The organism is Streptococcus sp. Marseille-P6264 (assembly GCF_902460355.1).
Lineage (GTDB): Bacteria > Bacillota > Bacilli > Lactobacillales > Streptococcaceae > Streptococcus.
Genome location: NZ_CABPTO010000001.1, coordinates 542,874 through 554,584, shown reverse-complemented (window position 1 = coordinate 554,584; position 11,711 = coordinate 542,874). Strand labels below are relative to the sequence as shown.

Below are 11,711 nucleotides of genomic sequence, written 5' to 3'. Positions count from 1 at the left end.
ATGGTATCCTAGTCCCAATAAAGATTTTACAGAAAGAATATTTTAATGGGATATAAAAGAAGTTATGTAGCTGAAATTGTAGCTATTATTATTGTTATTATTGGAACCTTCATATTCATTGGGGTAATGCAATCACCAAATAGTAGTGGTGGGAACAACAGTGATAGCTTAGAACAGCTAGAATCTAAACGAAAAGAAGCAAGGTTGAATGAAAGCCCAATGACTATTGAAAAAGCCAAAACCTTAGTTAATTCGGATTTTGCACCTGAGAATGAAACACCAGAAGAAGAGCAAAAAAGACTGCAAGCTTTTGTAGAGACCTATAATAAACAATTAGAGTCCGAACAAGCTTCTATCCAAAGAGAAAAGGATGCTGAACAAGAAATTATCAATCAAAATAATGAATATGCGGGTCCAATTCTAATTGGTGCAGGTATTATAGTTACTATTTTAGGTGTTTCGGCTTATAAGAAAGCTCATGAGCCTGCAGCTTTTACTATTTCTGATGATAAGATTGATGTTAAACCCTCTGTTTTCCAAGATATAAATCACATTAATTTAACAAATATTAAGCAAATCGAGTATGAAATTAGACGTGCTTATTCTAAAAATTCGAGATCAACTTATCGCATACTTTATTTTAAAGACGAAGAAGGAAAAACACTGGAAGAGATTGACTTGAATGATCTTGTTGATGCTGATTTCAATACCATTTATAAAGAAATCAGTAAACGCGCTCCGCATATTGAATGGATTTTTCCGGAATAAAAGGAAAGATTATAGGAAAAGTAATCATGGAAAATTCAAACCAAATATCCCAATGTCAGACTCTTTGGGCTAGAAATAAATATCTGGTTCTCAGTCATTCCAGTAAGATTTATCTGGAAATCCGCCAATATCTGAAAAGTGACTCGGTGGAAGCAGCACATGTTCAAGACTTAATTGACCAGGCGATATCCCTGCCAGAAAACCGAGGTCAGGTCTGTAATGCTTTTCAGCATGTTTGGGGCTATTTTAAGAAAAAAGCCCTCCCAGCTGAAAAAGAAAACTTTATGCTGCTTTTAGAACGATACCAAGTAGGTCAGGTGGAGCAGGAGGTTTTGGGAGAAGCTGTGAAAGATTTGCTTAGAAAGTACCCCAATCCCTATCTGCAACAGTCAACCTTGATATTTGGGGATGATGCAGAAGGCTCGTCCATTAAGGATGACTAGCTTTGATCCTCTAGAAGAAGCAATAGATTTTACATCTCCAGTCAAGTTAGGCTGGAGAATTTTCTATTTTTAGATAAAAAAATGCTATATGATTGACAAACAAAACAGACAATTGTAGAATATAATTATAAACTACAAATGTAGAAAAAGGAGAAAGCAATATGACTATTTTAAAAAAGGCTTTTATCGGCATTCTATCTCTGACAGCAGCAGTTTCACTGGCTGCTTGTTCAAGCAATGCTAATCAGAGAGGAAATGCTAACTCATCACAAAATACCCAAAGCCAAACATCACAGCCTGCGCAAGAACAGACTTCTTCATCCAATGCAGGTCAGACCAGCAATCTAAACGGACGCTACCAAGCAACTGACCATGATGGAGACCAGCATGTCCTAGAAATCAACGGTAGCTCTGGTACTTGGACTGAGACTGAGGTCGATGGCAGTAAGGAAATCAAACAGGTACAAGTAGATGCAGCGAGCCAAAGACTAATTGTCGGTGACGATGTCAAAAGCTATCGTCAAAATGGTAATCAGCTGATTGTGGACGAACTAGATGATGATCCAGACACTCTGACCTTTACCAAGCAATAAGCCGATTTTCAATCTGCTCAGAAAATGAGTGTGCGAAGCGTAAAGAAAAAGAAACAAGAACGGTTTCAGTATATGAACTGAAGCCCTTTTTTCTTTTTATTCTATGAATTTCTTTCAAGGAATGTTTCTGACTTAGGGAATCGCTATACGACTTGGTGATTTTCGTGTGAATCTGGTTACCATTAGTCTCATATGTTTTTCTAGCTTGCTTCTTTATGATATAATGATCTTTAATAACTCAAAGGAGGACAGCTTTGTTTTTAGCTTTTAAAGAGATTATCTACAGCCGTGGACGCTATCGTTTAGTGGTTGCTGTGGTCTTTCTCATTACCTATATGGTTTTCTTTTTGTCTAGTCTTTCTGTCGGTTTGGCTAGGCTCAATCGCTTGGCTCTGGACCAATGGCAGGCTGAGTCAATCGTCTTGTCAGAGTATGCCAATAAGAATCTGGTTGCTTCGACTCTCAAGGAAGAGGAGTATAATAGCCTGCTTCAAGGGGACTCAATTGCGGCTTTGGGACAGACGGCAGCAGTGGCCAATTATGAAGATGGGACGGATAAACTCAACGCTCAGGTTTTCGGTCTCTCTTGGGATAGTTTTCTAGCGCCTGACATTATTGAGGGGCGTCCTGCCGAGAATGCTTATGAAGTTATTGCGGATAAGCGTCTCCAGCAAAAAGGTGTCAAACTAGGCGACCAGCTTCAGCTCAATGGCAGTGAGCGCCTCTATCAGGTTGTTGGTTTCACAGAGGATAATAGCTTCTTTACGCAACCTGTAATTTTTATGGATCTAGATGATTTCAGGGAATTAAAGTACGGCTCTAGTCAGGTTAAGAATATCAGCGCACTTGTGGTCAAAGATAGTCAAAAGATTGAAGAAACTGGGCTTAGTCAGCTCTCTATGAGTGATTTTATAGAAAATATCCCTGGTTATCAGCCTCAGGTTCTGACTTTTTCCTTTATGATTGGGGCCATGGTTCTGATTACATTTTTAGTATTGGGGATTTTCATGTACATTATCACCATTCAGAAGACCCAACTTTACGGTATTATGCGTGCCCAAGGGATTGCCAGCGGGAAGATTATTGCTTCTATTTTCTGGCAGATTTTCATCCTATCCACTCTGGGAATCAGCTTAGCTGTCTTGGCTCTTTTGGGAACCCAGCTAGTCTTGCCGGCCTCTATGCCGTTTTACAGTGATTGGAGGGCTTATGCTGGCTTGATTGTCCTGATTGTTTTCATGTCGCTGGCTGGTGGCCTCTTGTCCATTCACCGGGTTCTGAAAATTGACCCTATCACAGCGATCGGAGGTGAGTAAATGTCAATAATAGAACTAAAAGGAGTTACAAAAGAATATGGCCAGGGGCATACGCTGGTCCAAGCCCTGAAACCAACTGATTTCCGATTGGAAGCGGGGCAGTTTGTAGCTATTATTGGGCCATCAGGCTCGGGTAAAACAACCTTTCTGACCCTGCTGGGCCATTTGCAAACTCCCTCAAAAGGACAGATTCTGCTGCATGGGAAGGATACTTCCCAGCTCAAGGAAAAGGAAAGGGCTGCTCTACGCTTCAATGATTTCGGCTTTATTTTGCAGGCTTCCAATCTCATTCCTTTTTTGAAAATCGAAGACCAGTTCCAGCTGATTGACCGCTTATCTAAAAAGGAAAGGACGGATCTAGACAGTCTGATTGAGTTGCTAGATTTAAAAGGAACTCTCAAGCAGTATCCGAAAGAATTGTCCGGCGGAGAACGGCAGCGGGCTGCTATCGCCAGAGCGCTTTACAATAGCCCAGATATTATCTTGGCTGATGAGCCGACAGCTAGTCTGGATACGGAGCGGGCTAGGCGCGTGGTCCATCTGCTCAAAGAAGTGACTCAAAAATTCAACAAGAGCGTAGTCATGATTACCCATGATACTCGCCTACTGGACGAGGTTGACAAGGTCTATGAAATGCAAGACGGAGTGCTGACTCAAGTCCGATGAAGATGTAGCCAAACAAAAAATAGTTTGGGACAAGGAGAATGCCGCAATTCATGATCAGGCAAAGCATCAGCTTGATTGAATAGACAAACACGGTTCTATTTTTCAAGAACCGTGTTTCGTTTTCTTCATTTTTTGGTGATTTTCAGGATTTATTTTGGTGGTGCGGGCTTTGTGGAGGAGAACCTCCAGCCAGCTACGTTTTTGGATGCGCTCTCTGACTTGTCCATTCGTTCGACTTTCTAGGTATTCGCCTAGATTTTTTGCTTTGATAAACTCTGTGATTCCCATATTATTTTCCTAGGCAGAATTGGCTGAAGAGCTGGGTGATGAGCTCGTCTGGTGCAGCGTCACCAGTGATTTCGCCAAGGATTTCCCAAGTACGAGTCAGATCGACTTGGAGGAGATCCACAGGCATGCCTAGTTCCAGTCCCTGATTGACGGCTTGCAGGCTTTCGACAGCCTTTTCGATGAGAGAGATGTGACGGGCATTGGACAGATAGGTGGCGTCTTGCTCGACAATTCCAGCATTCTCAAAGAAGAGCTGATTGATGCGATCCTCGATTTTATCAATATTTTGATTGTGAAGGACAGAAATCTTGATAGCATCTGACGGAAGCTGGTCTAGTTCAATCTTCTCTTCAAGATCAGTTTTGTTAAGCAGGACGATGCGATTGCTGTCTTGACTGATTTCAAGTAATTGGCGGTCTTGCTCTGTCAGAGGCTCGCTGGCATTGAGAACCAAGAGAACCAAGTCGGCTTCCTGCAAGGCTTTTTTAGAGCGCTCAACGCCAATCTGCTCCACAAGATCATCCGTTTCTCGAATCCCTGCGGTATCGATGAGCTTGAGCGGTACGCCGTTGATATTGACATACTCCTCGATCACATCACGAGTCGTCCCCTCGATATCGGTCACAATGGCCTTGTCCTCACGCAAAAGATTGTTGAGGAGGCTGGATTTGCCAACATTAGGTCGACCGATGATAGCGGTAGAAATACCTTCTCGCAGAATCTTGCCGCGTCGAGCAGTTTTGAGAAGATGGGTCAGAAGTTGCTCAAATTCAAGTGTTTTTTCACGAATGATTTCCGTCGTTGCTTCCTCAACATCGTCGTACTCAGGATAGTCGATGTTGACCTCGACCTGAGCCAGTGTGTTGAGGATTTCCTGACGGGTGCTATTGATAAGGTCGGAAAGAGAGCCGCCCAACTGCTTGACAGCATTGTTCATGGCTTTATCGGTCTTGGCCCGGATGATGTCCATGACAGCCTCAGCCTGAGTCAAATCCACGCGCCCATTGAGAAAGGCCCGCTTGGTAAACTCACCAGGTTCTGCCAGTCTAGCCCCCTCGCGGATAGCCAGCTGCAGGATTTCATTGGTGACCGCAATTCCGCCGTGGGTGTTGATTTCGATGATGTCCTCACGGGTGAAAGTCTTAGGAGAGCGCATAGCGCCGACCATGACCTCATCCAGAATCTCCTGATTTTGAGGGTCGATGATATGACCGTAGTTGAGTGTGTGGCTGGCAACTTTGTCTAGGTCCTTGCCTTTAAAGATTTTTTTGGCAATAGCAAAGCTGTCAGTCCCGCTTAGTCTGACGATACCGATGGCTCCTTCCCCAAGAGGGGTCGAAGTGGCAGCGATGGTATCAAATTCTCGTGTTATCATGTATATCCTTTCTGAAAATCTATTTTGCAAGCCTCTGCCCAAAATCATTCAAGACTTTTTGAGACTTTTACATTAATTGATAGGTATAGTGGGAAAGTGGTAGTTAAATCCTTGTGCCTTAGTAAAATGCGATTGATGGCTAGAGTTTCTTCCTTGATTTTACCAATATTCATAAAAGAAAAACAGCTGTCGGGTAGGGAATTTAGTTTATTCTAAACCTGTTCCTATCTTGCTAGTCAGTAGGAAAGAACCGTCTTCGTTTTTTGAAAAAGTTAGGATGACGGCTTGATATTTGCTTCCTCCTGGTAAGTAGGTGATGGTTTTTAATTCAGAGCCGCTGACAGTGGAAGTGGTTTCGTCAGTTGGTTTGCCGTGGTCGCGAATGACGTCGTCGTATTTTGTTCCGCCTGCACCTTTTTTCAAAATATCGCCCTCTTTGAGTGCATCAAATTCTGCTTTTGTCCATGTAAACTTGGTCTTTTCCTCTTTTTCCTTTTCCTTTTCTTCTTCTCTTTCAGAAGAATCAATATAGGAACGATAAGAGCTCGAAAGGGTATCAAACCTTTTTCCCATTTCATTGAACATACGGGAATAGAATGATAGAGTGACCAGTGCTATAATTAAGGAGAAAAAGGAAATGACAGAGCCAATAATGGCCAAAGTTTTCTGTTTCTTTTGGTTAATAATGAGACCGATAATAGCAAGGATAAGAGCAATAGTACCGATAAAAAAAGATAGATAGTTGATGATTGGAATCCAGGAGCCAAGTAAAGCGATTGCTCCAAAGACAATGGCTAAAATACCTAAAACTTTATTTTCTTGCTGCATCATAACAACCTCCTCAGATTTTCTATAGCTTACTACTTGAAATATGTATTTCTTTTAGTAATTTGCCTATTTTCATTGTAGCGTAAAATAGAACTAGGAGCAAGATTTTAAGGAGATTTTCGTAAAATGAAGCACTGTTAAAATGCGATGAACCGTTTAAAGAGCTGAAAACACTTTCAAATTTCAAAGAATTGTGATATACTAAACATAGTTGATTTGAGGAGGTGCTATGGAAACTCTAAAGAAACTAGCAGGCATCAAGGCTGCTGAATTTGTCGAAGACGGGATGGTGGTCGGTCTGGGAACAGGTTCGACTGCTTACTATTTTGTCGAGGAAATTGGTCGACGTATCAAAGAGGAAGGCCTGCAGATTACTGCAGTCACGACCTCTAGCGTGACTAGCAAGCAAGCAGAAGGCTTGGGAATTCCGCTGAAATCCATTGATGAAGTGGATCAGGTCGATGTGACCGTTGATGGAGCTGATGAAGTGGATCCTCAGTTCAACGGCATCAAAGGCGGAGGCGGAGCCCTGCTCATGGAGAAAGTTGTCGCGACACCTACCAAGGACTATATCTGGGTGGTTGATGAAAGCAAATTGGTTCAAAAGCTAGGTGCTTTCAAGCTGCCAGTCGAAGTGGTGCAATATGGTGCGGACCAAGTTTTCCGTCGCTTTGCTGAGGCAGGCTACAAGCCAAGTTTCCGTGAAAAAAATGGCCAACGTTTTATCACGGATATGCAGAACTTCATTATTGATCTAGATTTAGGTGTAATCGAAAATCCAGTCGAATTTGGCCGAGAATTAGATCATATCGTGGGCGTTGTTGAGCACGGCCTTTTCACCCAAATGGTCAACAAGGTGATCGTCGCTGGTCAAGGTGGCGTAAACATTTTAGAAACAGACAACTAGAAAAGAGGTTTTCATGTCAAAATTTAATCGTATTCACTTAGTCGTTATGGACTCAGTCGGCATTGGGGCAGCACCAGATGCTAACAATTTTGTTAATGCAGGGGTGCCAGATGGAGCTTCTGATACGCTGGGACACATTTCCAAAGCAGTCGGTCTAGATGTGCCAAATATGGCCAAGCTAGGTCTGGGTAATATCGAGCGTGAGCAAGCGCTAAAAACTGTACCAGCTGAGGAAAATCCAAGTGGTTACTATACTAAATTAGAAGAAGTTTCTTTAGGTAAAGACACGATGACAGGCCACTGGGAAATCATGGGTCTGAACATTACTGAGCCTTTTGATACTTTCTGGAACGGCTTCCCAGAGGAAATCTTGACTAAAATTGAAGAATTTTCTGGCCGCAAAGTTATTCGTGAGGCGAACAAACCTTATTCTGGCACGGCAGTTATTGACGACTTCGGGCCTCGTCAGATGGAAACTGGCGAATTGATTATCTATACTTCTGCAGATCCAGTATTGCAAATTGCGGCACACGAAGAAGTGATTCCTTTGGACGAGCTCTATCGGATTTGTGAATACGCTCGCTCAATTACCTTGGAACGCCCTGCACTTCTAGGCCGTATCATCGCTCGCCCTTATGTGGGGGAGCCAGGCAACTTCACTCGCACAGCCAACCGTCACGACTATGCAGTTTCTCCATTTGAGCCAACTGTTTTGGATAAGCTCAATGAAGCTGGTATTGATACATATTCAGTTGGTAAGATTAACGACATCTTCAACGGTGCAGGTATCAACCACGACATGGGGCATAACCAGTCCAATAATCATGGTGTAGATAATTTGGTTAAGGCTATCCAGTCTGAGGACTTCAAGTATGGCTTCTCATTTACCAACTTGGTAGACTTCGATGCTCTTTATGGTCACCGTCGTGACCCGCATGGCTACCGTGATTGTCTGCAGGAATTTGACGCTCGCTTGCCAGAAATCCTTGAAAACATGCGGGAAGACGATTTGCTCATGATTACCGCTGACCACGGTAACGATCCAACCTATGCTGGAACTGACCACACGCGTGAGTACATTCCACTCTTGGTTTTTGGTAAATCCCTCAAGGGGAATGGTCACTTGCCTGTCGGACATTTTGCGGACATTTCAGCAACCATTGCTGAAAACTTCGGTGTCGACAAGGCCATGATTGGTGAAAGCTTCTTGGACAAATTGGTATAAGCGTGATAAGAGAGTGAGGAAAATACTTTATGACAACATTATCTGAGAAAATCAAAGCAACGGCAGCCTTTCTGAAAGAAAAAGGCATGGCAGAACCTGAGTTTGGCTTGATCCTGGGATCTGGTTTGGGAGAATTGGCTTCTGAAATTGAAAATGCTGTTAGTCTTGACTATGCGGATATTCCAAACTGGGGCCGCTCAACTGTCGTTGGTCACGCTGGAAAATTAGTCTATGGAGACTTGGCAGGCCGCAAAGTCTTGGCACTGCAAGGCCGTTTCCACTTCTACGAGGGAAATCCTCTGGAAGTCGTTACTTTCCCAGTGCGTGTGATGAAGGCTCTCGGTGCGACAGGTGTTATTGTGACCAATGCTGCCGGTGGTATCGGCTATGGTCCTGGTACACTGATGGCCATCACTGACCATATCAATATGACTGGTCAAAATCCTTTGATCGGTGAAAACTTGGATGAATTTGGTCCACGTTTCCCTGATATGTCTAAATCTTATACACCAGAATACCGTGCAACTGCTCATCAAGTCGCTGATAAGCTTGGCATTAAGCTGGATGACGGTGTCTATATCGGTGTTACCGGTCCAACTTACGAAACGCCAGCAGAAATCCGTGCTTATAAGACGCTCGGAGCGGATGCGGTCGGCATGTCTACTGTTCCCGAAGTGATCGTGGCTGCCCATTCAGGATTGAAAGTCCTTGGAATTTCATGCATTACAAACTTTGCTGCTGGTTTCCAAGAAGAGCTTAATCACGAGGAAGTGGTTGAAGTAACAGAGCGTGTCAAAGGTGATTTCAAACGACTACTTAAAGCCATTCTTGCTGAATTGTAAGAAAATAAAATATTAAACGAAGGAAAGGTAGAGCGCGTGTTTTGATTTGAACACGAGCGGAAAACTATCTTTCAAAAAAATACAGAAAGGAAGGGCGTCCGAGGTTAAATTGAACTCGGGCTAGAGGCGGTGCAAAAAAGATAAATCTACCTAGATGCAGTCGCATCTTCGTTCGATTTCCTATTTTTGCTTTGCCTCTTTTAAGCCCTTAGTATCTTATATTATGTCTATCCATATTGCTGCTAAGCAGGGCGAAATTGCTGATAAAATTCTTCTTCCGGGGGATCCTCTTCGTGCTAAGTTTATTGCGGAGAATTTCCTAGAAGATGCCGTTTGCTTTAACGAAGTGCGGAACATGTTTGGTTACACTGGTACTTACAAGGGTCAGCGGGTTTCTGTCATGGGAACGGGCATGGGAATGCCGTCTATTTCCATCTATGCGCGTGAGCTGATTGTGGACTACGGAGTAAAAAAGCTGATTCGTGTGGGAACGGCTGGTTCTTTGAATGCGGATGTGCACGTTCGTGAATTGGTTTTGGCTCAAGCGGCTGCGACCAACTCAAATATTATCCGCAATGACTGGCCTCAGTATGATTTTCCGCAGATTGCTAGCTTTGACTTGCTGGACAAGGCTTATCATATTTCCAAAGACTTGGGCATGACGACCCATGTCGGAAATGTTTTGTCGTCAGATGTTTTCTATTCGAACTATTTTGAGAAAAATATCGAGCTAGGCAAATGGGGTGTGAAAGCGGTCGAAATGGAAGCTGCAGCCCTTTACTATCTGGCTGCCCAGCACCAAGTAGATGCGCTTGCCATCATGACTATTTCTGATAGCTTGGTCAATCCAGACGAGGATACGACGGCTGAGGAACGGCAAAATACCTTCACCGATATGATGAAGGTTGGTTTGGAAACCTTGATTGATTAAGCATGAATCTAGATTTAAAAGAGGAGATTCTCTTTGCGATTTCCCGTTATGACTATGCTTATGCCTATAAACTGGCGCAGAAGTTGATGGGAAGTTCCTCGATTGTAACTAGCCTGTTGCATATTCTGGTAGAGTGCAGAGAGCTCAATATTCTGCCAGCCATGGATGAAGAGTTGAAGACTGCCTTGCAGACGCAAAGCGGTTTTCAGCTTTTTTGTCATACCGATTTGGCTGACGAGCAACTGGCCAACTATCTCTATGATTTGGAAGCCAAGCTGCGCAATGAGCAGATTATTGATTTCGTTCGAGCGGTCAGTCCAGCGATTTATCGGATTTTTATGCGCTTGATCAAGCTGGAAATCCCTGATATTGACCACTTTATCCATAATTCTCGTGAGGCCAGCTATGACCGCTGGAAGTTTGAGCGGATGCGGGAGTCGGATTATGCTTCCTTACAAGTCTTTCATGCGGAAAGCACGGTCAATTCGTCCAGTCTGACAGAGCTGATTTTGCATTTGGATCTGCCTGAGTCTGTCAAGGAAGAGGTCAGACAGCTGCGGGAGTTGGAGAAATCAGTCCGAAATCCGCTGGCTCATTTGATTAAGCCCTTTGATGAGGCGGAATTGTATCGGACAACGGGCTTTTCATCCCAGCATTTTATGGAGATTTTAGTGGATTTGGCGCGCTTTACAGGGATTGTCTACGATCGGGACCATTTTTATTTTGATCAGGCAAACCGCTTGGTTAGAGCTTTATTGATAGGAGAGGAAAATGGATAAAATACAGCAGTTGCAAGACATGATTGACCAAAGTCAGAATATCGTCTTTTTCGGTGGGGCGGGTGTCTCGACCGAGTCTAATATCCCTGACTTTCGTAGTTCGGATGGGATTTACAGTGTCAAGCTGGGGCGGCATTTCACGGCAGAGCAGCTGGTGTCTCACACCATGTTTGAGCGCTATCCACAGGAGTTTTTCGACTTTTACAAGAAGTACCTGCTCTATCCAGATGCCAAGCCCAATGCGGCTCATGCCTATCTGGCTCATCTGGAGAAGACCGGCAAGCTCAAGGCTGTGGTGACGCAAAATATTGACAGCCTGCACGAAATGGCTGGTTCAAAAAATGTTCTCAAGTTGCACGGCAGTGCGGATAGGAATTTCTGTCTAAACTGTCAGCGATTTTACGATTTGGAGGCTTTTCTTGCTCTGCCTGGGACGGTGCCTTACTGCCCTGACTGTGGCGACATGATCAAACCCGATGTGACCCTCTATGAAGAGCCCTTAGATATGGAGACTTTCCAGCAAGCTGCGCAGGCCATTCATCAAGCCGATCTGCTGATCATCGGAGGTACCTCCTTGGTCGTCTATCCCGCAGCCAGTCTCATCCAATACTTTGCTGGCAAGCATCTAGTCGTTATCAACAAGACCAGCATTCCGCAGGACAAGCAAGCTGACCTCGTCATCGAAGGCAAGATTGGGGAAATTTTGGGCAAATTACGACAATAAAAGAACACCTGATGTGAGCATTGGAT

The 11,711-nt window shown here is 43.8% G+C and carries 14 protein-coding genes; 11 read left to right on the top strand and 3 right to left on the bottom strand.

What is annotated here, in order from left to right:
• Positions 1–45: 45 nt before the first annotated feature.
• From FZ941_RS02840 to FZ941_RS02820, 5 genes are all read left to right on the top strand, one after another.
• On the top strand, positions 46–768 hold the full coding sequence (locus FZ941_RS02840) for a hypothetical protein (RefSeq protein ID WP_148886767.1): 723 nt from the start codon (positions 46–48) through the stop codon (positions 766–768).
• 26 nt (positions 769–794) lie between these two features.
• On the top strand, positions 795–1,211 hold the full coding sequence (locus FZ941_RS02835) for a YbgA family protein (RefSeq protein ID WP_148886766.1): 417 nt from the start codon (positions 795–797) through the stop codon (positions 1,209–1,211).
• A 161-nt stretch (positions 1,212–1,372) separates the two neighbouring features.
• Positions 1,373–1,804: an SP_0198 family lipoprotein gene (locus FZ941_RS02830; protein WP_148886765.1), complete on the top strand. Its 432-nt coding sequence runs from the start codon at positions 1,373–1,375 to the stop codon at positions 1,802–1,804.
• A gap of 254 nt (positions 1,805–2,058) precedes the next feature.
• Positions 2,059–3,120 (top strand): ABC transporter permease, encoded by a 1,062-nt coding sequence (locus FZ941_RS02825; RefSeq protein WP_187418373.1) that lies wholly within the window; start codon positions 2,059–2,061, stop codon positions 3,118–3,120.
• Complete coding sequence (locus FZ941_RS02820) at positions 3,121–3,786, top strand: ABC transporter ATP-binding protein (protein WP_148886764.1); 666 nt, start codon at positions 3,121–3,123, stop codon at positions 3,784–3,786. It abuts the gene before it with no gap.
• Between the two features lie 102 nt (positions 3,787–3,888).
• Here the strand turns inward: FZ941_RS02820 and FZ941_RS02815 are convergent, their stop codons facing one another.
• From FZ941_RS02815 to FZ941_RS02805, 3 genes are all read right to left on the bottom strand, one after another.
• Entirely contained in the window at positions 3,889–4,074 is a 186-nt protein-coding gene (locus FZ941_RS02815) for a hypothetical protein (protein ID WP_148886763.1), read from the bottom strand.
• A 1-nt stretch (position 4,075) separates the two neighbouring features.
• Positions 4,076–5,449, bottom strand: coding sequence for a tRNA uridine-5-carboxymethylaminomethyl(34) synthesis GTPase MnmE (mnmE, locus tag FZ941_RS02810; protein WP_148886762.1), 1,374 nt, complete (start codon positions 5,447–5,449; stop codon positions 4,076–4,078).
• Between the two features lie 207 nt (positions 5,450–5,656).
• Positions 5,657–6,280 (bottom strand): CD20-like domain-containing protein, encoded by a 624-nt coding sequence (locus tag FZ941_RS02805; protein WP_187418372.1) that lies wholly within the window; start codon positions 6,278–6,280, stop codon positions 5,657–5,659.
• 226 nt (positions 6,281–6,506) lie between these two features.
• Here FZ941_RS02805 and rpiA point away from each other — a divergent pair, with 226 nt between their 5' ends.
• From rpiA to FZ941_RS02775, 6 genes are all read left to right on the top strand, one after another.
• Entirely contained in the window at positions 6,507–7,184 is a 678-nt protein-coding gene (gene rpiA / locus FZ941_RS02800; RefSeq protein ID WP_148886761.1) for a ribose-5-phosphate isomerase RpiA, read from the top strand.
• 13 nt (positions 7,185–7,197) lie between these two features.
• Positions 7,198–8,409, top strand: a complete 1,212-nt coding sequence (locus FZ941_RS02795; protein ID WP_148886760.1) for a phosphopentomutase — start codon at positions 7,198–7,200, stop codon at positions 8,407–8,409.
• A 29-nt stretch (positions 8,410–8,438) separates the two neighbouring features.
• Positions 8,439–9,251: a purine-nucleoside phosphorylase gene (locus FZ941_RS02790; protein WP_148886759.1), complete on the top strand. Its 813-nt coding sequence runs from the start codon at positions 8,439–8,441 to the stop codon at positions 9,249–9,251.
• A 223-nt stretch (positions 9,252–9,474) separates the two neighbouring features.
• Positions 9,475–10,182, top strand: a complete 708-nt coding sequence (gene deoD / locus FZ941_RS02785; RefSeq protein WP_125373506.1) for a purine-nucleoside phosphorylase — start codon at positions 9,475–9,477, stop codon at positions 10,180–10,182.
• A 2-nt stretch (positions 10,183–10,184) separates the two neighbouring features.
• The gene (locus tag FZ941_RS02780) at positions 10,185–10,961 is read left to right on the top strand and encodes a hypothetical protein (protein WP_148886758.1); all 777 of its coding nucleotides are present in this window, start codon (positions 10,185–10,187) and stop codon (positions 10,959–10,961) included.
• On the top strand, positions 10,954–11,685 hold the full coding sequence (locus FZ941_RS02775; RefSeq protein ID WP_148886757.1) for an NAD-dependent protein deacylase: 732 nt from the start codon (positions 10,954–10,956) through the stop codon (positions 11,683–11,685). Before FZ941_RS02780 ends, FZ941_RS02775 begins: the two co-directional genes overlap by 8 nt.
• Positions 11,686–11,711: the final 26 nt, after the last annotated feature.

Bases quoted from the DNA above. Each gene is read 5' to 3' on its own strand.
- FZ941_RS02795 (WP_148886760.1), top strand. From the start codon at position 7,198: ATGTCAAAATTTAATCGTATTCACTTAGTCGTTATGGACTCAGTCGGC.
- deoD (WP_125373506.1), top strand. From the start codon at position 9,475: ATGTCTATCCATATTGCTGCTAAGCAGGGCGAAATTGCTGATAAAATT.
- FZ941_RS02820 (WP_148886764.1), top strand. From the start codon at position 3,121: ATGTCAATAATAGAACTAAAAGGAGTTACAAAAGAATATGGCCAGGGG.
- FZ941_RS02775 (WP_148886757.1), top strand. From the start codon at position 10,954: ATGGATAAAATACAGCAGTTGCAAGACATGATTGACCAAAGTCAGAAT.
- FZ941_RS02815 (WP_148886763.1), bottom strand. From the start codon at position 4,074: ATGGGAATCACAGAGTTTATCAAAGCAAAAAATCTAGGCGAATACCTA.
- mnmE (WP_148886762.1), bottom strand. From the start codon at position 5,449: ATGATAACACGAGAATTTGATACCATCGCTGCCACTTCGACCCCTCTT.
- FZ941_RS02830 (WP_148886765.1), top strand. From the start codon at position 1,373: ATGACTATTTTAAAAAAGGCTTTTATCGGCATTCTATCTCTGACAGCA.
- FZ941_RS02840 (WP_148886767.1), top strand. From the start codon at position 46: ATGGGATATAAAAGAAGTTATGTAGCTGAAATTGTAGCTATTATTATT.
- rpiA (WP_148886761.1), top strand. From the start codon at position 6,507: ATGGAAACTCTAAAGAAACTAGCAGGCATCAAGGCTGCTGAATTTGTC.
- FZ941_RS02790 (WP_148886759.1), top strand. From the start codon at position 8,439: ATGACAACATTATCTGAGAAAATCAAAGCAACGGCAGCCTTTCTGAAA.
- FZ941_RS02780 (WP_148886758.1), top strand. From the start codon at position 10,185: ATGAATCTAGATTTAAAAGAGGAGATTCTCTTTGCGATTTCCCGTTAT.
- FZ941_RS02805 (WP_187418372.1), bottom strand. From the start codon at position 6,280: ATGATGCAGCAAGAAAATAAAGTTTTAGGTATTTTAGCCATTGTCTTT.
- FZ941_RS02835 (WP_148886766.1), top strand. From the start codon at position 795: ATGGAAAATTCAAACCAAATATCCCAATGTCAGACTCTTTGGGCTAGA.